The 18,567-nt window shown below is 53.9% G+C and carries 20 protein-coding genes; 14 read left to right on the top strand and 6 right to left on the bottom strand.

Annotation, left to right across the window (positions count from 1 at the left end; translation table 11 throughout):
- Positions 1-16: 16 nt before the first annotated feature.
- Positions 17-781, bottom strand: coding sequence for an HAD family hydrolase (locus E5161_RS02010; protein ID WP_136775920.1), 765 nt, complete (start codon positions 779-781; stop codon positions 17-19).
- 190 nt (positions 782-971) lie between these two features.
- Here E5161_RS02010 and E5161_RS20645 point away from each other — a divergent pair, with 190 nt between their 5' ends.
- A complete protein-coding gene (locus tag E5161_RS20645) occupies positions 972-1,109 on the top strand; it encodes a hypothetical protein (protein WP_169306550.1) in 138 nt (45 codons plus the stop codon).
- An 18-nt stretch (positions 1,110-1,127) separates the two neighbouring features.
- On the opposite strand, the gene E5161_RS02005 is transcribed toward E5161_RS20645, so the two are convergent.
- On the bottom strand, positions 1,128-1,358 hold the full coding sequence (locus tag E5161_RS02005; RefSeq protein ID WP_136775918.1) for a hypothetical protein: 231 nt from the start codon (positions 1,356-1,358) through the stop codon (positions 1,128-1,130).
- Between the two features lie 138 nt (positions 1,359-1,496).
- Between E5161_RS02005 and E5161_RS02000 the strand changes: the two genes are divergently transcribed.
- The 6 genes from E5161_RS02000 (at position 1,497) to E5161_RS01975 (ending at position 7,646) form a co-directional block, all read left to right on the top strand.
- Positions 1,497-2,225, top strand: coding sequence for a phosphonate ABC transporter ATP-binding protein (locus tag E5161_RS02000; RefSeq protein WP_136775916.1), 729 nt, complete (start codon positions 1,497-1,499; stop codon positions 2,223-2,225).
- 21 nt (positions 2,226-2,246) lie between these two features.
- Positions 2,247-2,930, top strand: coding sequence for an MOSC domain-containing protein (locus tag E5161_RS01995; protein WP_246042063.1), 684 nt, complete (start codon positions 2,247-2,249; stop codon positions 2,928-2,930).
- 5 nt (positions 2,931-2,935) lie between these two features.
- Complete coding sequence (locus E5161_RS01990) at positions 2,936-3,685, top strand: SDR family NAD(P)-dependent oxidoreductase (protein ID WP_425456427.1); 750 nt, start codon at positions 2,936-2,938, stop codon at positions 3,683-3,685.
- Positions 3,686-3,973: 288 nt separating this feature from the next.
- Positions 3,974-4,978 carry a 2-oxoacid:acceptor oxidoreductase family protein gene (locus E5161_RS01985; protein WP_136775914.1) on the top strand — a complete coding sequence of 335 codons (1,005 nt, stop codon included), beginning with the start codon at positions 3,974-3,976 and terminating at the stop codon, positions 4,976-4,978.
- A gap of 39 nt (positions 4,979-5,017) precedes the next feature.
- On the top strand, positions 5,018-7,327 hold the full coding sequence (locus E5161_RS01980; protein WP_136775912.1) for a thiamine pyrophosphate-dependent enzyme: 2,310 nt from the start codon (positions 5,018-5,020) through the stop codon (positions 7,325-7,327).
- Between the two features lie 16 nt (positions 7,328-7,343).
- Positions 7,344-7,646 (top strand): hypothetical protein, encoded by a 303-nt coding sequence (locus tag E5161_RS01975; protein ID WP_136775911.1) that lies wholly within the window; start codon positions 7,344-7,346, stop codon positions 7,644-7,646.
- Between the two features lie 65 nt (positions 7,647-7,711).
- On the opposite strand, the gene E5161_RS01970 is transcribed toward E5161_RS01975, so the two are convergent.
- Positions 7,712-8,635 carry a serine hydrolase domain-containing protein gene (locus tag E5161_RS01970; protein ID WP_136775909.1) on the bottom strand — a complete coding sequence of 308 codons (924 nt, stop codon included), beginning with the start codon at positions 8,633-8,635 and terminating at the stop codon, positions 7,712-7,714.
- 33 nt (positions 8,636-8,668) lie between these two features.
- Entirely contained in the window at positions 8,669-9,181 is a 513-nt protein-coding gene (locus tag E5161_RS01965) for a hypothetical protein (RefSeq protein ID WP_136775908.1), read from the bottom strand.
- A 156-nt stretch (positions 9,182-9,337) separates the two neighbouring features.
- On the opposite strand from E5161_RS01965, the gene E5161_RS01960 reads away from it, so the two are divergent.
- The 4 genes from E5161_RS01960 to E5161_RS01945 all read left to right on the top strand — a co-directional run bounded on the left by E5161_RS01960 (position 9,338) and on the right by E5161_RS01945 (position 13,254).
- Positions 9,338-9,862 carry an ADP-heptose synthase gene (locus E5161_RS01960; protein ID WP_136775906.1) on the top strand — a complete coding sequence of 175 codons (525 nt, stop codon included), beginning with the start codon at positions 9,338-9,340 and terminating at the stop codon, positions 9,860-9,862.
- A gap of 51 nt (positions 9,863-9,913) precedes the next feature.
- Positions 9,914-11,884: a tetratricopeptide repeat protein gene (locus tag E5161_RS01955; protein WP_136775905.1), complete on the top strand. Its 1,971-nt coding sequence runs from the start codon at positions 9,914-9,916 to the stop codon at positions 11,882-11,884.
- Positions 11,885-11,964: 80 nt separating this feature from the next.
- A complete protein-coding gene (locus tag E5161_RS01950; protein WP_136775903.1) occupies positions 11,965-12,282 on the top strand; it encodes a YbjQ family protein in 318 nt (105 codons plus the stop codon).
- 6 nt (positions 12,283-12,288) lie between these two features.
- The gene (locus E5161_RS01945; protein WP_136775901.1) at positions 12,289-13,254 is read left to right on the top strand and encodes a CobW family GTP-binding protein; all 966 of its coding nucleotides are present in this window, start codon (positions 12,289-12,291) and stop codon (positions 13,252-13,254) included.
- A gap of 43 nt (positions 13,255-13,297) precedes the next feature.
- Here E5161_RS01945 and E5161_RS01940 read toward each other — a convergent pair whose 3' ends face one another.
- Positions 13,298-14,074, bottom strand: coding sequence for a MerR family transcriptional regulator (locus E5161_RS01940; RefSeq protein ID WP_136775900.1), 777 nt, complete (start codon positions 14,072-14,074; stop codon positions 13,298-13,300).
- Positions 14,075-14,194: 120 nt separating this feature from the next.
- Here E5161_RS01940 and E5161_RS01935 point away from each other — a divergent pair, with 120 nt between their 5' ends.
- The 3 genes from E5161_RS01935 to E5161_RS01925 all read left to right on the top strand — a co-directional run bounded on the left by E5161_RS01935 (position 14,195) and on the right by E5161_RS01925 (position 16,807).
- Complete coding sequence (locus E5161_RS01935; RefSeq protein ID WP_136775898.1) at positions 14,195-15,004, top strand: DUF2935 domain-containing protein; 810 nt, start codon at positions 14,195-14,197, stop codon at positions 15,002-15,004.
- An 86-nt stretch (positions 15,005-15,090) separates the two neighbouring features.
- Entirely contained in the window at positions 15,091-15,537 is a 447-nt protein-coding gene (locus E5161_RS01930) for a GNAT family N-acetyltransferase (RefSeq protein ID WP_136776392.1), read from the top strand.
- A 118-nt stretch (positions 15,538-15,655) separates the two neighbouring features.
- A complete protein-coding gene (locus tag E5161_RS01925; RefSeq protein ID WP_136775896.1) occupies positions 15,656-16,807 on the top strand; it encodes a metallophosphoesterase in 1,152 nt (383 codons plus the stop codon).
- 64 nt (positions 16,808-16,871) lie between these two features.
- Here E5161_RS01925 and E5161_RS01920 read toward each other — a convergent pair whose 3' ends face one another.
- Positions 16,872-18,428: an ABC-F family ATP-binding cassette domain-containing protein gene (locus E5161_RS01920; protein WP_136775895.1), complete on the bottom strand. Its 1,557-nt coding sequence runs from the start codon at positions 18,426-18,428 to the stop codon at positions 16,872-16,874.
- Positions 18,429-18,567 lie beyond the last annotated feature (139 nt).

Here is an 18,567-nt window from a genome sequence, read left to right as displayed (position 1 = left end):
CCGTCCGAGGATATCCTCAGGACGGTTTTGTAATGGGAAGAGCATCGGAAGTTTGAAGCAGATACCGGTGGATGGCCGGCGGAACCTCCGACAGAGCATGAAGAGTGATGAACGCCCCGCGCGGCTGCGCTTCGATCGGAATCAAATTGTAATTCCACTCATTATCCTGCTTCAAATAGACGGAGTGAATACCGCATTGTAAGGCGGGCATCACATCCGTGCGAAGCGAATTGCCGATCATCCATGTCAGGTCCCGGTCAAATTCGCCTTTGCTCAGAATTTGCTCCAAGGCCTGAATGTTTTTGTGCTGACGGATATAAATGCGGTCTTCGAAATAGCGCTCCAGCTTCAATCGGTCGATTTTACGCTGTTGGATCGCCAGTTCTCCTCCGGTATAAAGATGCAGTTCGTGACCTTCCCGCCTCAACTGCTCCAGTGTTTCTTCCATGTAGGGATAAGGCTCGACCTCTTGCTCATAGACGCTGATGCCGAGCTTCCAGAGCTGTTCTTCTTCCTGCGGGGAAGGACGTCGTCCCGTTAAATCCGTGAAATACCGATATGTGTCGACGAACGATTGCGGGAAGTGCTCGCTTTTGAACCCAAGTTGGTTAACGCCGGCGATATCGATTTCCGTATGCTTGCTCATGATCTCCTTCGTCGGGATGCCGTAAGGACCGAACCAACCGGTCATTTCATCCGCAAATTGATCGACAATGAGATTGAAGTACTTGTTGCAGTGGATCAACGTGTCGTCCAAATCGAAGAGTAGGATTTGTTTCATCTCTGTAACTCCTTCTTGAATGGCGGCTGGTTATCCTAGCACATCTATTGTAAGCGAGGAATATTACGACTATATTACCCCAAATGAGTGATTTCATTATGGCCCGAAGGCCGATGTTTGTAAATGCCATGATTGAGAAAAACTACATACAAAAACCCTTCCCGGTAAAGGAAGGGCGGGAGGTGAACCGATGCCGCACAACAAAAGCACGAAAGCGGACGACCAGCGCAGGGAAGCCCGCTTCGGCGCCCGGCCGCTTACGCCAAAACTAGAAAAGATGGCGAGGCTGCCGGCGAGCTTGAACAACATTAACAAAAACTTGCCGTGATGTCGTGGCAGATAGCGATTAAGCGTACTTGGCGATCTTGGCATTCAAGTCCCGCTTGATGAAGGCGATTCTTTGCCGAACGTAGAAGTCATAGCTGCCCCCGCTTAATTCGCGGGGGTTTATTGTTGTCCCGGTGTCATTGTCGATGATCTCCAATTTGCCGTCGGTGAAAAATTTGAAGGTTAAGTCCCTTGGCGGCCTGGATCCCCTGGAAGGTTCCATATATCGGATATGTTCGCAGTTCACCATGCTTGATCCCACCTTGAGAAAATATGGTCGGAACGTATGTTCCCATTCCTATTATAGCAAACATTTGTTCGTATGGAAAGGTGTTCCTGAATGAAATAAACTAGAATCATCTTGTTTTGAAGGAGTTTTTGTCACTCGATGATCACCATACGCGGATTAACGCTTAAGCTTCCGGAAGGGAAAACGGTTTTGGACCGAATAGACGCGCATCTTCCGCAGGGACGGTTCGTCGCTGTGGTCGGCGCAAGCGGCAGCGGCAAATCGGCATTTCTACGCTGTTTGGCGATGAAGGATCGCTGGACCTCCGGTGAGTATTTGGTCGACGGCGAGGATATTTTGAAAGCCGGTGCGCTGACCCGGTTGAAATTCCGCCGCAAAATTTCGTACTTGGAGCAGCGCCCCATTTTATATGAAAAAAAATCGGCGCTCAAAAACGTCCTGATCGGCAACGTCGAGCAAACGCCTCTTTGGCGCAGAATCACCGGCATGGTGCGGAACGACGATTACATGGGTGCTATGGACATGCTGGAGCAGGTCGGATTGCTCGAACATGCACACAGGCAAGCCGAAAAATTGAGCGGGGGAGAGCGCCAGCGTGTGGCCATCGCACGTTCGCTCGTTCACGGCGCGCGGCTGTTGTTTGCGGATGAGCCGGTATCGGGTTTGGATCCGCATTCGGCTGAGGCGATGATGGCCACGATGAAAAAGCTGTGCGCGGATCATGGAACGACCATCGTTGCAGCCTTGCACAGGATCGAATTGGCGGAGAAGTTCGCGGACGAAATTTGGGGGCTCAAGGACGGAAGGCTTGCTATTCAAGTGAGCGGCCGGCGGCTTACCGCGGTGGAAAGAAACGGCTTGTCGTAACGGCTTTGAGGGGGAAATCGTTTGAGGGCAGATTTGACGGTATTGGATAAGATTCCTCTTTTATCATTGAATCGAGGGCGCGCACAGACTTCCTTCTTCAAAGGCAAAGAAGCGAAGTCGGCGATATTCAAAGAACCGGCGGATAGAGCGCTCGAGCTCGGATATGAAGGAATTGAAGGGGACGAGCAGGCGGACCGCGTTCATCACGGAGGACCGGATAAAGCGGTGTGTGTTTACAGCCTTGTGAATTATCCGCACTGGGAACAAGTGCTGGGGCGGCAGCTTCCCTTCGGAGCGTTCGGTGAAAATTTCACCATCGGTTCGTCGACGGAGGAGGATGTGTGCATAGGAGACGTGTTTCGCGTCGGAACAGCCGTCGTACAAATCAGTCAGCCCCGTGTTCCTTGCTGGAAGCTCGCGATGAAATGGGGCTTGGACGGATTGCCGAAACTCGTGGCGGACAGCGGAGCGACCGGTTATTATTACCGTGTACTTGAACCGGGTTCCGTACGGGCGGGAGATGTGCTCGTTCATGATAAAAGGCATTTCGCCGGCGTGACGGTTGCCGAGGTGAACCGGATTCTTCACCGGAACAAACAAGATATTGCCGGAATTGAGCAACTGCTTCGTTTGGACGATGTATTGGCACGTGTATTATTGGATATGCTTGAAAGTCGTTTGGCACGGCTAAAGACTGGAGAGTGATCGACTTGTTCGAAGGACAGACCGTCCTGATCACGGGCGCGGCAGGCGGGATCGGAAGTCACCTCGTGCGGGCCTATTCGGAGAAAGGCGCGAATGTTGTCGCGACGGACTTGCCGGAAAAGGGTGGAGAGCAATTCGCAGGCTGGTTGGTCGGAGAAGGCGGATCGGCTAGATTCAAGGCGGCTGATCTGAGGAAGCCTGAGGATATTGTCGCGTTGTTCGCATTTGCGGATGAATTATTCGGCGGCATAGACATTCTGATCAACAATGCGGGATACGGAGTCACGAAGTCTCCTCTTGATTTAACGGTAGAGGAATGGGACGGCGTGCTGGATTCCAACTTGCGCGGGACGTTCCTCTGTTCGCGTGAAGCGGCACGCAGGTGGAAGAATCGGGAAAAGCACGGTTCCATTGTGAATATTGCCTCGACGCGTGCGCTGCAGTCGGAAGCCAACACCGAAGCATACGCCGCTTCTAAAGGCGGGATCGTATCTCTTACGCATGCGATGGCCGTTTCGTTCGGTGAATTCGGCGTCCGGGTTAACGCGATCAGCCCCGGATGGATAGAATTCGGCGACTACACGAAGCTGCGCCCCGAAGACCATCGGCAGCACCCGGCCGGCCGGGTGGGCACACCGGAAGATATCGTGCGCGCATGCTTCTATTTAACCGATCCGGCGAACGACTTCGTCACCGGAATTAACCTCGTGGTCGACGGCGGCATGACGCGTAAAATGATCTATGTGCCGGACTAACGCTATCACGCTTAAACGTTCCTTCGGGAGCGTTTTTTATTTGCGCGACATGTACTCTTTACCTTCTAGCAATGCCGTGCCCTTGTGATCATATAATGATACGAAGGAGGCGCTGAGCCTGCACTCAACGAACGGACGAAGACGGCATAAACTGTGCGGACGAATGAGCCGATTTTTCCATGGTGTGGCAGGATTTTCATAAAAGATCTCGAAAATGTTAAATGATATCGTTTACAAAGTTCTCATTAATCTACGCTCATTTAACGCGAAAGGGGACGAATCTACAGCATGGTGCAGTTGCCCAAAGTGAACGAGCTAGGTTTTTTCGAAATCCGGCTGGAATCGATCGGCGGACTCGGCGCGAATCTTGCCGGTAAAATGTTGGCCGAGGCCGGCGTCATGGGTGTGGGATTGAACGGAGTCAGCTTCAGTTCGTACGGCTCCGAGAAGAAAGGCTCTCCCGTCAAGGCACATATCCGTTTTTGCGACATGGATGCCTTGATCCGGGACACTTCTCCCGTTGAACGTCCACATGTCATCGGCATTTTCCATGAGAACTTGTCGAAAACGAACAACGTCATTTCGGGGATGTACGAGGACAGCATCGTCCTGGTGAACTCCAAAAAAACGCCGGATCAGCTGAAGCAGCAGTTGAAACTGAAAGGCGGCACGATTGCGGTCGTCGACGCGACCGGCATTTCGATGCAAGAGAACAACCGCGTGAACATGGCCATGCTCGGCGGTTTGTTCCGGTTGTGCGGCTTTCTGGATCCGGAGTTCATGAAAGGCGTCATTCGCAAATCCCTTGAGAAAAAATACCCGGGCGCGGTACAGCCGGCGTTAAATACGTTTCAGCGCGGTTATGACGAAGTGAAGTTCCAGTTCTTCCAACTGGCGGAAGGCGACCGCATGCCCGATTACGTGCGGATGGACACGCCGGTTCTCGGCTACGAGACCCAGCCGATCGGCGGCACGATCACGAATCCGGGGAACAGCATTCTGAAGGACTTAAGCATCTCCAGAGCGGGCATGATGCCGCATTTTCTCGAGGACAAATGCATCCATTGCGCGGCTTGCGATAACGTGTGCCCGGATTTTTGCTTCGTGTGGGAGGAGCTGCCGGACAAGAAGGGGCGTCCTCAAATGTTCCTCCAAGGTATCGATTATCAATATTGCAAAGGCTGTCTGAAATGCGTGCAAGCCTGTCCGACGGACGCGCTCGAAAGCGAGATCGAGCAAGAAGGCTATGCGGAAGCCAACAGGGTCGCACATCGGTTCAAGCTGGCACTTTAATCCAGCAATCTTCCCAGGGAGAAGAGAGGCGAATAAGCAATGGCGATCGACATTCGCAAGGAAACGGGCCGCGCCGGTACCGTCGAACAACGCATCGTGTACGAATCGGGCAACGAAATGGCCGCTTATGCCGCACATCAGATTAACTACCACATCATGGGATACTTTCCGATTTCCCCATCCACCGAGGTGGCGCAGTTCCTTGATTTAATGAAAGCGAACGGGCAGCACGACATTGTATTGATTCCGGCCGACGGAGAACACGGCTCCGCAGGCGTCTGCTACGGCGCTTCCACCGCAGGCGGCCGCGTCTTTAACGCCACAAGCGCCAACGGTTATTTGTACATGTTGGAGCAGATGCCCGTTCAGTCCGGCACCCGCTTCCCGATGGTCATGAACCTGGTGTGCCGTTCGGTGTCGGGCCCGCTCGACATTCACGGCGACCATTCCGATTTGTATTTCGCGCTGAACACCGGCTGGCCGATCGTGCTGTGCCGGGATCCGCAAGCCGTCTACGACATGAACATCATCGCGCTGAAGCTGGCGGAAGATCCGGAAGTCCGGCTGCCCGTACTGGTGGCGTCGGACGGCTACTTCACGAGCCACCAGAAACGGCGAGTCATGACGTTCGCCGATCGGGAAGATGTGCTCAAGTTCGTCGGCGAGCGGCCACCGGAAGGCTTCGTACACGTGCTGGACCGCGAGAACCCGATTACCGTCGGACCTTACATGAACGAACCCGATTACATCAACAACTGCTATCAGCAATCGATGGCGATGTACAGAGCGGAAGCCGTGTTCGACCGGATTCGCAATGAATACGCCGAACTCACGGGACGCGATTATCCCGTTCTGGACCTGTACCGGATGGAAGACGCCGAAGTGGCGGTATTCCTGCTTAACTCGTCCGCAGAAATTATCAAGGACGTGGTCGACCAGCTTCGCGCTCAAGGCGTGAAGGCAGGATCGATTTCTCCGAACATGATTCGGCCATTCCCGGCGAAGGCGATCGCCGAAGCGCTTCAGAACGTGAAAGCCGTCACGGTCGGAGACCGTGCGGATTCATACGGCGGCCACGGCGGCAATATGGTGATGGAAATCAAAGCGGCTCTTCAAACGTACGGCAACCATAACACCATGGTGATCAGCCGGATTTACGGCTTGGGCGGCAAAGATTTTTATGCGGAAGACGGCCTCAAATTGTTCGAATACGCGATCGACGCGGTAGAGAAGGGGCACGTCGAGAAGCCGTTTGATTATCACGGTCATACGCCTGGCGACGCTGCGAAGGCGCCGAAGCGTGTGCTTGAGCCGATGAAATACGAGGATCTCAAGACCGGGTTGATTACGGTGACGCCGGATGAAGAGACCGGCAAACTCAATGTGCGCGTACCACCGCTGCGTTCCCTCACCAAGAAGCCGAAGCGCATTGCACCGGGACACGGCGCTTGTCCGGGCTGCGGCATTTTCTCGGGACTCGAGCTGTTTTTCAAAGGCATTGAAGGGGACATCGTCGCGTTGTTCCATACGGGCTGCGCGATGGTCGTAACGACCGGTTATCCGTACTCCGCCCACAAAGCCACCTACATTCACAACCTGTTCCAGAACGGAGCGGCCACCTTGTCCGGCGTCGTCGAAATGTTCCAAGAACGTAAACGCCGCGGAGAACTCGATCATCTCGGCTTGAAAGACGATTTCACCTTCGTCATGATTACCGGTGACGGCGGCATGGATATCGGGATGGGGCCAGCGATCGGCGCGGCTCTTCGGAATCACCGCATGATCATTCTGGAGTACGATAACGAAGGCTATATGAACACGGGCGCTCAGCTGTCCTACTCCACTCCGATGGGGCACCGTACCTCCACGTCGAACGTCGGCAAGGCACAGGGCGGCAAAGTGTTCCACCATAAGGATACGGCGCAAATTATGGCGGCCACGAATATTCCTTACGTGTTCACAGGCAGCGAAGCGAATCCGCAGGACTTGCTGCGCAAAGCGGCAAAGGCGCAGTGGTACGCGCAAAATGTCGGCATGGTGTACGGCAAAATACTGATTACCTGCCCGCTGAACTGGCTGTCCGACGACAAGGACGGCTCTACGATCATCGAACAGGCGGTGAACTCCTGCTTCTTCCCGCTCTATGAAGTGGAGAAAGGGGTCACCACGATCACGTATAACCCGGAAGAGAAGGGCAAGCGGGTGCCGGTGTCGGAATGGCTGCAGATGATGGGCAAAACGAAGCATCTGTCCAAACCGGAGTATGCCGAAACGCTGCGCGAATTCGAAGACGAGATCGAGCGCCGTTGGAGCCGGCTGAAGGCAAAGCACGAAAATCCGTATTTGTAAGGCGGGATGGCGGGCGATGCCCTATACATTGAAGCATTCGCAGACCGGGACGCTGCTGGCGGGGTTCCAGGTGAACGGGTATGAGCTGGCGTATTACGGCATTTATCTCTGGGATTCCGAGCCTGGTGCGGAACAAATCTCGGCAGCCTTGTCCCAAGCTGGCATCGACGCAGAAGATGCGGCCTTCCAACCGGAACAGTGGGAATCATTCGAATTATCGGAGCATGAGGCCAAGATGGCCAACGTGAAACTGCGCAACGATGCGGGCAGAATTGTGTATTATCGGGAAGGAGCGCTTCACGCGGTTTCGTTAGGATGACAAACGCGAAGAACCACCGGAGCTGAAAAAGCCCGGTGGTTCTTTATTTAATGACATAAAGTATTTTAAAACATCAGCTGACGAAACAGCCGGAGAGGCAGGAAAGTATCTTTGTATAAGGTACTGGCAAAGGTAACGACGATTCGGAGGTCAGGCACGACAAAGATGTATTGACCGCCATAGCCCATGGCAAAAAAGACGTAAGGATCGGTGACTTGGTCATTTTCTTGGGTCAACACCCACCAATGGTAGCCGTAGGAACCGACTTTATCATAGGTATGAAACCGCCGTTCGGTCGAGGAGGCGACCCAGTCCTCGGATACGATCCGGCGTCCGTTCCACACGCCTTGGTCCAGCATGAGCCGGCCGATCGTGAGCAGATGCTGCGCGGCAAACTCCAATCCGAAACCGCCGATGGTCGTTCCTTTCGGGTCGCTGTACCAACGATACGCGTCAATGCCCAGTGGGCCGAACAAATGCCGTTCCGCATATTTGTCCGCGGTCATGCCGGTCGCTTTCTGGAGGATCGCGCTGAGAAGCTGAGAACTGCCGGAATCGTACCGCATCCGCATGCCAGGCGGCTCCAGACGTTCCCGCGACATAATAAATCGAATCCAATTTTTGCTGTTCTGCATCGGCTGCGGCCGTCCGCCCCAATCGCCCCATTCCGGCCAGCTCCAGCCGGGCGTCATGGTCAGCAGATGGCCGACCGTAACGTCCATCGGGGCGTCCGGAAACCATAAGGAGAGCGGCGAATCCACGCCGTCCAGCTCTCGGCGGTCGATTGAAATGCCGATCAAGAGGGAGAGGACGCTTTTGGTTACCGAATTAAATTTATGCAGCCTGCGTTCCGTCACCGAGTTTCGGGCATGCGAAAAAACGACCCTATCCTGGTGAAACACCTGACAGTGGTCGATTTTATGCTTCTTCACCTGTACGGCAAAATGCTCGAGCTTGTCCGTATTCAGTACATTTTCCATAACCTTCATGTCGGTATCACCTGCTGTCCGGAGTCCGATTTCTCAATCCTCGGGCCAAATCGAAGCGTTTTTACTTCCCGACTTGCTCAGAAGCCGGGTCACTTTCTGCAGCCGAAGAATCTCGTTGGGCTTCAGATCCTTCTGAAAATAAGCGTACATATAAGCCGCTTCCGTGAAAGAGAGACCGGGATAACAGACCACCTGCTGAGGCAAATAAGGATTGTCCAGCAGCACTTGCCATTCACCCATGCGCTCGGCAGCCGTCACCGCGTTTAATGCTTCATTTTTGGCATGAAACAACTGATCCAGCTCTTCCCACAGCTTGTCCCAAGACGGACTGAACCGGCCGGGACTCGGAAAATCCGCTCGCGCTCGGGCGAGAAGACCGCCAATTTCTCCGATTTCTTCATCCGCGTATGCTTTCAATGTACCCCGTAAATCCTCGATAAACGCAAAAAAGGCGTAATAACCTGCCGCTTGCATTTCCTCCCGGAATGATGTGCGCTGCTCGGGAGTAGAAATCAATCGATAGGCTTCCAACGTCGGCTCCGTCATCCCCGCGATTCCGTCCTTTCGGTGTTCGTAGGCTGAAAAGAGGAAACAATCTCCGCTTATTATAACGTAAAGGGTGGCTTCACGTCCTTCGTTTTATGATATAATGGGAAACAATGCGCTACACGGTTCTAGAGCTTTGGGAGGGACTGACGAACAATGAGCCGGCGTTTTGTCATCGAGGCGGTTATGATCGCCATATATGGGCAACTGCTTCTGCCGAAACGTCCTGTCGAATACAGGATTCCTTACTCTACGGTAATGGAGCTTTACGACCTCAAAGAGAGCCAGGAGCCGATCATGCAGGACCCGGATGACGAACGTCATGTACGGATGAAAATCGGGGAAATGATCGCATTCTTTGAGGATCCGTTTAATAAAAAGAAGCTTGAGCGCGCGCTTGCGGCTCCGTGGCGGGAAAGTCCGCCGCTGCCGATTAATGAAAATGTGACGTTCGTTGTGGTAAATGCGGTAGAGAACATGCAGTATGGGGAAGCGTTCGATCCGATCGAGACGGAGATGATTTTGTCTTCGCTTCGGCTGCAAAGCCCAGTGCTTACCGACCATGTGGATTTCCAGGACAAAATCGTACAGAATGGCATGCCGATTCAATTGTATGATATCGATGATTTTGAATTTGCCGTAGAGCAAGGCATCGATACGACCGATGGTTATTCACAATAGCAAAGCTGCCGATCCCTCGGCAGCTTTTGTTGTCACCAGGGAGGGAAGAGCATGTTCCGTTATTGGGCCCGTTGGATGGCACATCGTTCTTGGCGGAAAGGGCAAAGGAATCGTGCCCTTCGTTGGTTCCGGCAAGCCGGTACGTCCATGCTGACGCCGCAGGATCAAGTCCGTTACGCCGGATTGCTGCACGAGAGCGGCGATTCGGACCAAGCTTTGCGTATTTTGAATGCCTTGCTGCTCCGAAATCCCGATCCCGCGGCGCATGAACGGCGCGCCCATATCTTCAGCGAGATGGGGCGCGATGCGGAGGCGATCGCCGATCTGAACGAAGCGATCCGGCTTGATCCGGAACCTTCCATGTACTGGTATGCGAGAGCGATCGCGCATAACGAGCAGGGAGCATACGAATTGGCGGCCCGCGATTTTACGGAAGCACTCAGCCGCAATGACGACACGAAGATTTCTACGTATTTCGAACTGGGCAGCGTCTATATGAAGCTCGGCAAAATCCCGGAAGCCGAAGCGTGCTACCGGTTGGCTGCGGAAGATCCCGAACTTGTGATTCCCCATTACCATCATCGTCATGCCATGGTGCTCGAAGCGATGAACCGGGATGAAGAAGCACTGGAAGCAGTGAGAAAAGCCGTCCGGCTGTATGACACTTGGAGAAACATGCCGGACCGGGGAGCGTCGGAAATCAAGCGGCGTACGAACTATTCGCCCGCGGGCGTCCGCAGTTTCCTGCAGGGAGCGGAAGAGGAATACGGTTTCCGCCTTTACGAATCGCGACTGCTTGAAAAAATGGAGTGCTGGGATGAGGCACTGGATGCGTTGGAAGCTGCGCTCAGCATCTATCCGGGTGCAGCCGAGCTGTTGTTGCGCAAAGGAATCATGCTCCGGCAAAGCGGACGTCCACAGGAAGCGGAGAAGCTGTTCCAAGACCTGAAGTTTCAAAACCCCGTCTGGCTGCCGGCTTATCTTGAGCTTTGCACCACTTATCGACAGCTGGAGCAAGCGGACGATGCGATCTCCATTCTGCATGAAGCGAAGGCGCATTTTCCGGACAATATGATTATCCGTTATTGGCTGGCCGACGCGCTTCGAGAGGCCGACCGGCTTGAAGAGGCGCGGATCGAGAACCGTTTTCTTACGGAACTTGAACCGGGTGATCCGCTGAATTGGAAGCAGAAAGCCGAGATCGCGATCGATTCCGACCGGTATGAGGAAGCGGTTGAGGCATATACCAAAGCGATCGAGCTGGACGATAAGGCCGATTATTACATGCGCCGCAGTTTCACCCGTTACATGATCGACCGGTATGAGGAAGCGATGATGGACATCCAGGCTGCCGTGGAGCGGGATGCCTCGCTGTTGTTGGACAGCAAGACATCGTACGCGATGGGGGAATTGTACACGGGCATGGAAAACTGGGAAATGGCGGAGGCGGAATATTCCCGCGCCATCGCCACCGAACCGGACAATCCGCAGCTGTACGAGCGCCGCGCCCGCTGCCGCAACGCCGCGGATAAACTCGCGGAAGCGATAGAGGACTGCAACAAAGGCTTGGCGCTGGACGCTTCGAACGCGCGGCTGTTATGGCTGAGGGGATATCTCTATTACCGGATGGACGAATATGAGGCGGCGTTAACGGATTCGTTGGCCTACTTGCTGCTTCGCCCGGTCGACCCGAAGGGCCATTACAATATGGGACTCATCTACAAGCAGTTGAGCCGGTGGGACGATGCGATCCGTTCGTTTACGAAGGTGCTCGAGCTGAATCCCTTCGAACCGCAAGCCTACCTGGAGAGAGCGAAAATCCGGTATCATCATTCGTTCGACCGGATCAACGCGGCCGACGATTTGGCGCAATGGCTCATTTACGCGGGGAGCACCGCGGGTCCTGCCGATAAGACCGGCCCCGACCTGCTCGCTGAATTGCCTGGGTTCGACGATGAAATGAGACAGCGCGCCATCGAACAATTCCGCAACGTATATGAATCCGGCCGTTACCTGTCCTGACCAAGGGCAGGTTTTTCATTGTTGCGCTTGTCGGCGCTGTGCTACACTAAGCTGGAAATCCAATTAGAGGAGGAAACGGCATGATTGTCACCACCACGCCGAGTATAGAAGGATACCGCATTACTTCGTATTTGGGGATTGTGAACGGAGAAACCATTATGGGCGCCAACATTTTTCGCGACTTCATGGCTTCGATAACCGATGTTATCGGAGGTCGTTCCGGTGCATACGAAAACAAACTGAAAGAAGCGCGCGACATCGCGATTTCCGAAATGACGTCGCAGGCCCAGCGGCTTGGAGCGACGGCCATCGTTGGAGTGGACGTGGATTACGAAGTCGTCCGCGAAGGCATGCTCATGGTCGCGGTCAGCGGCACCGCCGTTCGGATCGAGCCTTAACCCGCTATGACCGATCGAACGATTCCGGTATACGTGTTAACTGGATTTCTCGGCAGCGGCAAAACGACTTTGCTCAGACGCCTGCTGGATGATGCGAAGAGCAGGGGATGGAAACCCGCCGTGCTCATGAATGAGGTCGGCGAGGTCAATCTCGACGGCATCATGGTGGATGCCAGCGTGCCGATGGCCGAAATGCTGGGCGGATGCATTTGCTGTACGATTCGGGGCGATCTTGGGGTGGAGTTGACCAACCTGGCGAAAGAGCACAAGCCGGACGTGATCTGGATCGAGTCGACCGGCGTCGCTCAGCCTCTCGAAATCCTGGATGCCGTAACCGAGGCTTCGATGTACGGAAAGCTGGAGCTGCGGGGTGTCGTCACGTTGGTGGATGCGCGGCATTTGTTGGACCGGCTTCGCATCGGCTCCGGCAAAACGTTCCGCCTGATGCAGGATCAGATCCGGGTGGCGTCGCTTGTCGTGCTGAACAAGACCGACTTGGTGGGAGAACCGGAAAAGGCGGAACTTCAGGAGCGCATCGCCGAATGGAACCCGGCGGGGAACATCGTCTCTACAGTGAATGCGGAGCTTGATCCGCGTATCATTTACGATGAGCCGGCAGCGAATTTTGAGACCGGTCATCCGCACGGGCCACATGACCACATGGAAAGTCATCCTCACCATGATCACGATCATGTCCATGTGTTTACCCATTACCTCCATGGCGCTATGGACAGCCACGCATTCGAACGCTTTTTGCGTGAGCTGCCGGAAGGCGTGTATCGGGCAAAGGGCATCGTCACTTTCCGCGACACCGCCAACCGATATTTGTTCCAATACGCTTACCGGGAGACCGATTTTCTGCCCATCAGACCGCAAAAAACGGTCCACGATGTGGCCGTCTTTATCGGAGAGGATTTTTCCAAAGCGGATATAGGGTCCAAGCTCGAAAAACTATCAGGTAGAACCGAATAATACCAAACCCGTACCTCATTGGCTAATGAAGTACGGGTTTTCTTTACGCCTGGTTTGCGGCTTCCATACGATCGCAGTAAAGATGCATCGCTTCTTTCATGAATTGCGCCAAGCCGGGCTTGTATTTGTCGATGTTGGCCGTGAAGCGCTCATCGTCGACATACAGGCTGCCGAGCCCGCGAAAGATCTCCAGCGTGCAATCGTAAAAATGATCGGTGATATACTGCCGCCACTCCGCGACAGCCTGTTGAGCCTCCGAATCGGAAGGACCGTACGCCATACGGTCCGCAAGACGGTTGTAGATGCCGCCCATGACCCCATGCATCTCTTTCCATTTTTCCTCCGAATAGCCTTCCACTTTCCGCTCCGCCGCTTCCACGATCTCTTTGCCGTATAATCTCCGCGCTTCCTCACTGTATTTCGCTTGGTGCTCTTGGATTTTGTCCATGTCGAAGCCTTCGAACAACTCTTTGTCCGCCATTTGTGTTCCTCCTTCAATGGATTGCAGCGTGCGGTTCACCGTTTCCAGCATCCGGTCCATCCGTTCGCGCTTCTCGAGCAGCAGCTCCCGGTGGGCCGTCAACGCTTTGCGCCGGTCGAATCCCGGACTGTCCAAAATTTCTTTAATTTCCTTCAGACTGAAACCGAGCTCTTTGAAAAACAAAATTTGCTGCAGTCTCTCCAGGTCGGCGCCGCTGTAAAGCCGGTATCCCGCCGGTGTCACGGAGAAAGGAACGAGCAGGCCGATCTCGTCGTAATGGTGCAGCGTCCGGACACTGACACCCGCAAGTTCGGCCACTTCTTTCACTTGCAGAGCCATCGATTCCTCACCTCCCAAATTCATCCTAAAGCATCACGTAACGTGAGAGTCAATTCCTATTTTATCGCATATCGGACAAAGGGGAACGCATAGGTTGGGGCGAGGGGAGTGTGCGGACCGATGAATGGAAACCAGGCGAATGCCGTGTTATACGAACACCGGTTTTGGCTGCAAATTATGGGGGATCACGGGAGATTCATTCTGAATGCTCTGTCGCCAAGCGAGAAGGGGGCGATCGAAAGAGCGGAAGCGTTTATCCGGATCTTCGATCAGCTGCTCGGACAGGCGAGGGCCGCGGCCGCTGGATCCGATTTGTCGGCGTTGAATCGTGAGGCTATGAACCAGGTTACGGCTTTTCGCGCTTATAAACTGGACCTGCTGGCCAGACTTTTGGTCGGGAAATTGAAAATCATGCTGACGCCTACGTTCCTCAATCACATGGTCAATGAGTTGGAGGAATACGCGCGAGTTCTGCAAGCCGTGCTGGCTGGACAACCGGTTCCGGCATTTGATCCGCTTCATCATGATTTGTTATGGCTGCCGGACGCCGCGGGTCACGCCGGTGCGATAGCCGCCGACTTGGATATGGTGGAGAAGAAGCTGATTCACAAAAGCAAGGACTTCGAGAAACACTTTAATTCGTTTTATTTGAAAGCGATCGAAATGGGAGGCTACGTCCGGACGAATTTGACCGATTTTCCGGCTTTTCGGCGGTTCCATCGGGAGGTCGGCCTGGAGATACGGTTTTTCATGGCGTTTTTGGCGGAACTGTTGGATGCGGAAATCACGGCTGAAGTGCTGGGTCGGATTTCACCCTTGATTCCCGATCATATGATGCGGGAGGAATGTTATTATTTATCGAAGCTGTCCGCAAGCGGCTTGATCGCCGATCCGAGATGCGACCCGACTCGAACCCGGGTGGAGGCGTAGGTACGCTTGTTCGCCATTTATCCGTTGCGCGTGGCCTTGGTTTTTCGGTATATTGAGGTCATGTTGAGGACGGAAGGAAGATCATGATGGAATGTTATCGCATTACGACAGAGGAACAACTTCAGCAAGCGTTCGCCATACGCAAGGAAGTGTTTGTGGAGGAACAGAACGTTCCCGTGGAAGAGGAGATCGACGAATTTGACGCCTCTGTAGAGGCTTGCCGGCATTTCCTGGCCCTGGCTGACGACGGAACACCGATCGGGGCGTCGCGTTGGCGGGAGTATGAGCCCGGCACAGCCAAACTGCAGCGAATTGCGGTGCTCGAGCGCTATCGCGGCACAGGTGCGGGGAAACTGCTTGTCCTGTCGATGGAGAAGGACGCAGCCCAAATGGGTTATCACCGGTCCATATTGGATGCGCAGTGTTCGGCCGAACAATTTTATCGCAAGCTCGGTTACGCCACCATCTCCACCGAACCCTTCCTGGACGCCGGCATTGAGCACGTACGGATGAGCAAAGACATTACAGGGTAAAGTCGTATTGCACATGGATAGAGGGATCCGAAAAAGCTGATTCTCTATCCATTTTTTATGCCTGTGCTATAATCTTCTCAGTTTCTCATTTCATTCATCAGCATGAGGAGACAAGCACATGAAAGCTCGCAGTCGGATGATTCTCGGTTTTTCATTTTTTATAGGTATATATGCATTGATTAATGTTTTCATAGGTTGGCACGGATGGTTGTTTCTTCATCAATTGGCGCCATCTTTTCCGCAGGCTGCTTATTGGATCGTGTTTTCCATCGTCGTGTTTGCTTATTTGCTGGGCCGCGTACCTTTGCCGGGGCCTTTGCGTCCCGCGGCTCGGCTCCTTAAGGTCATCGGCTCGTATTATTTTGCGATAATGGAATTCGGCTTGCTGCTGATTCTGGCCGCGGATATAGTTGCATGGCTGCTCAGTCTGGCCGGCATGAAACCGTCCAACTATGTGCTGCTGGCCGGCTGGATTGCGATCGGCATCGTGGCGTGGCTGCTGCTATGGGGTTCGCGAAACGCTTGGAGCCCTGTTGTTCGCCAATATCCCGTCAGCGTTCACAAGCGGGTGGAGGGGATGGACAAGCTTCGGATCGTCGCCGCGTCCGATATCCACCTGGGCAACATCGTAGGAAAGCGGCATTTGCGGCGGCTGCTTAAGAAAATGAACGAGCTGCAGCCGGATCTCATCCTGCTTCCGGGCGATGTGATCGATGACAGCATTGAACCGTTCGTGCGCAACAACCTCAGTGACTTGCTCCGACTGCTCAGGGCGAAGTATGGAGTCTACGCCGTGCTCGGCAACCATGAGTATTACGGAGGACACGTCGAAGAATACGTGCGGCGAATGCGCGAGATTGGGGTCCCGGTGCTGCGGGACGAGCGGGTGGTGATTGCAGGGGGTATTGTGATCGCCGGCCGGAAAGACAAGCAAGCGGAATCGATGGATCCTGAAGGAAGAATCAGCCATGAGGCATTGCTGGAAGGCGTGGACCGTGCGAAGCCGATCATCATGATGGATCATCAGCCGTATCATTTTGATAAAGCAGCCGAAGCGGGCGTCGATTTGCTGCTCTGCGGGCACACCCATCGCGGTCAGTTCGCGCCGAACCACTGGTTCACCAAGCGCCTGTTCGAGCTCGATTGGGGTTATATGCGCAAGGGCAGCATGCATGTCGCGGTCTCGTCCGGTTTCGGCTCCTGGGGCCCGCCGATACGCATCGCAAGCCGGTCGGAAATCATGCTGATTGACATGACGTTCGAAGGTTAATAATAAATAAGAACCAGCCTGTGTAGAGAAGCCACTCTCTACCGGGCTGGTTCGTTGTTGTTCCTTAAAACACCTTCGTCGTCCAAGACTCGCAATTCCATACTTCGGTGGCGACATCGCGGTAAAATTCCGGTTCGTGGCTGATCAGCAAAATGCTGCCTTTGTATTCCTTCAAGGCGCGCTTCAGTTCATCTTTAGCGTCGACGTCCAGGTGATTGGTCGGCTCGTCAAGAACCAGAATGTTGGTCTCGCGGTTGATCAGCTTACAGAGACGTACTTTCGCTTTCTCGCCGCCGCTGAGCACCGACAACTTGCTTTCAATGTGCTTCGTCGTAAGGCCGCATTTGGCGAGTGCGGCGCGGACTTCAAACTGCGACATGGCGGGAAAGTCCTTCCACACTGTTTCAATGCAAGTCTCGTCCAAATCGCCCCTGGTTTCCTGTTCGAAGTAACCGACGAACTGATTGTCTCCGCGAGAGACGGTCCCGCCAAGCGGCTGGATTTCACCCAGAATGCTGCGCAACAGCGTCGTTTTACCGATGCCGTTCGCTCCGACCAAAGCAATTTTTTGGCCGCGTTCCATTTTCAGATCTAACGGTCGGGAGAGAGGCTCGTCGTACCCGATGACCAATTGCTGCGTTTCGAAAATCATTCGGCCTGATGTACGCGCTTCTTTAAATCGGAACTCCGGCTTCGGTTTTTCTTTGGCCAGCTCGATGACTTCCATGTTGTCGAGCTTTTTTTGACGGGACATGGCCATGTTGCGCGTCGATACGCGTGCCTTGTTGCGGGCGACGAAATCCTTCAATTCGGCGATTTCCTGCTGCTGCCGCTTATAAGCCGATTCCAGCTGCTGTTTCTTCGCTTCGTGCTGCTGAAGGAACGTGTCATAATCGCCGACGTAACGGTGCAGCTCCTGATTTTCGACATGGTAGATGAGGTTGACGACGCTGTTCAGGAACGGAATATCGTGAGATACGAGAATAAACGCATTCTCGTACTCTTGCAAATACCGCTTCAGCCACTCGATATGCGCCTCGTCCAAGTAGTTGGTAGGCTCGTCCAGCAGCAAAATGTCCGGTTTCTCCAGCAGCAGCTTGGCGAGAAGCAACTTCGTACGCTGACCGCCGCTGAGATCGGTCACGTCCCGCTCTAGCCCAATGTCGCCGAGACCGAGGCCGCGCGCGATTTCTTCCACTTTCGCATCGATCAAATAGAAGTCGTTGTTGTTCAGCGTATCTTGAATGGTGCCGACTTCTTCGAGCAAAGTTTCCAATTCTTCCGGCGTGGCGGAACCCATTTTCTCGTACATCTCGTTCATTTCGGCTTCGAGATCCGTCAAATAGCGGAAAGCGCTCTTGAGCACGTCACGAATGGTCATCCCTTTTTGCAAAACTGCATGCTGATCCAAATAACCGACCCGGACCTTTTTGGACCATTCGATTTGGCCGGCATCCGGTTCCAGGCTGCCCGTAATGATGCTCATGAAGGTGGACTTGCCTTCGCCGTTCGCCCCGATCAGCGCGACATGTTCGCCTTTCAGCAGCCGGAAAGAGACGTCCTGGAATATTCCTCGGTCCCCGAATCCGTGGCTCAAATTTTTAACCGTCAATATACTCATGGTTTAGCACCTTTTTCGTGAAATTGTAGGAAAGCACAACATTTTATATTATAGAGCGGTACCTGTAAAAAGGGAATTGAGAAATGAGGCTATCGGCCCCTGTGCTGCGGATGTATAATAATGGAATTGGGAGCGGGGA

It is taken from the genome of Cohnella pontilimi (genome assembly GCF_005049045.1).
GTDB lineage: Bacteria > Bacillota > Bacilli > Paenibacillales > Paenibacillaceae > Cohnella > Cohnella pontilimi.
This window is presented reverse-complemented; position numbering and strand designations above follow the sequence as displayed.

Excerpts from the sequence above, each read along its gene's own strand:
- E5161_RS02010 (WP_136775920.1), bottom strand. The coding sequence starts at position 781 with ATGAAACAAATCCTACTCTTCGATTTGGACGACACGTTGATCCACTGC.
- E5161_RS20645 (WP_169306550.1), top strand. The coding sequence starts at position 972 with ATGCCGCACAACAAAAGCACGAAAGCGGACGACCAGCGCAGGGAAGCC.
- E5161_RS02005 (WP_136775918.1), bottom strand. The coding sequence starts at position 1,358 with ATGGTGAACTGCGAACATATCCGATATATGGAACCTTCCAGGGGATCC.
- E5161_RS02000 (WP_136775916.1), top strand. The coding sequence starts at position 1,497 with ATGATCACCATACGCGGATTAACGCTTAAGCTTCCGGAAGGGAAAACG.
- E5161_RS01985 (WP_136775914.1), top strand. The coding sequence starts at position 3,974 with ATGGTGCAGTTGCCCAAAGTGAACGAGCTAGGTTTTTTCGAAATCCGG.
- E5161_RS01980 (WP_136775912.1), top strand. The coding sequence starts at position 5,018 with ATGGCGATCGACATTCGCAAGGAAACGGGCCGCGCCGGTACCGTCGAA.
- E5161_RS01975 (WP_136775911.1), top strand. The coding sequence starts at position 7,344 with ATGCCCTATACATTGAAGCATTCGCAGACCGGGACGCTGCTGGCGGGG.
- E5161_RS01970 (WP_136775909.1), bottom strand. The coding sequence starts at position 8,635 with ATGAAGGTTATGGAAAATGTACTGAATACGGACAAGCTCGAGCATTTT.
- E5161_RS01965 (WP_136775908.1), bottom strand. The coding sequence starts at position 9,181 with ATGACGGAGCCGACGTTGGAAGCCTATCGATTGATTTCTACTCCCGAG.
- E5161_RS01960 (WP_136775906.1), top strand. The coding sequence starts at position 9,338 with ATGAGCCGGCGTTTTGTCATCGAGGCGGTTATGATCGCCATATATGGG.
- E5161_RS01955 (WP_136775905.1), top strand. The coding sequence starts at position 9,914 with ATGTTCCGTTATTGGGCCCGTTGGATGGCACATCGTTCTTGGCGGAAA.
- E5161_RS01950 (WP_136775903.1), top strand. The coding sequence starts at position 11,965 with ATGATTGTCACCACCACGCCGAGTATAGAAGGATACCGCATTACTTCG.
- E5161_RS01945 (WP_136775901.1), top strand. The coding sequence starts at position 12,289 with ATGACCGATCGAACGATTCCGGTATACGTGTTAACTGGATTTCTCGGC.
- E5161_RS01940 (WP_136775900.1), bottom strand. The coding sequence starts at position 14,074 with ATGGCTCTGCAAGTGAAAGAAGTGGCCGAACTTGCGGGTGTCAGTGTC.
- E5161_RS01935 (WP_136775898.1), top strand. The coding sequence starts at position 14,195 with ATGAATGGAAACCAGGCGAATGCCGTGTTATACGAACACCGGTTTTGG.
- E5161_RS01930 (WP_136776392.1), top strand. The coding sequence starts at position 15,091 with ATGGAATGTTATCGCATTACGACAGAGGAACAACTTCAGCAAGCGTTC.
- E5161_RS01925 (WP_136775896.1), top strand. The coding sequence starts at position 15,656 with ATGAAAGCTCGCAGTCGGATGATTCTCGGTTTTTCATTTTTTATAGGT.
- E5161_RS01920 (WP_136775895.1), bottom strand. The coding sequence starts at position 18,428 with ATGAGTATATTGACGGTTAAAAATTTGAGCCACGGATTCGGGGACCGA.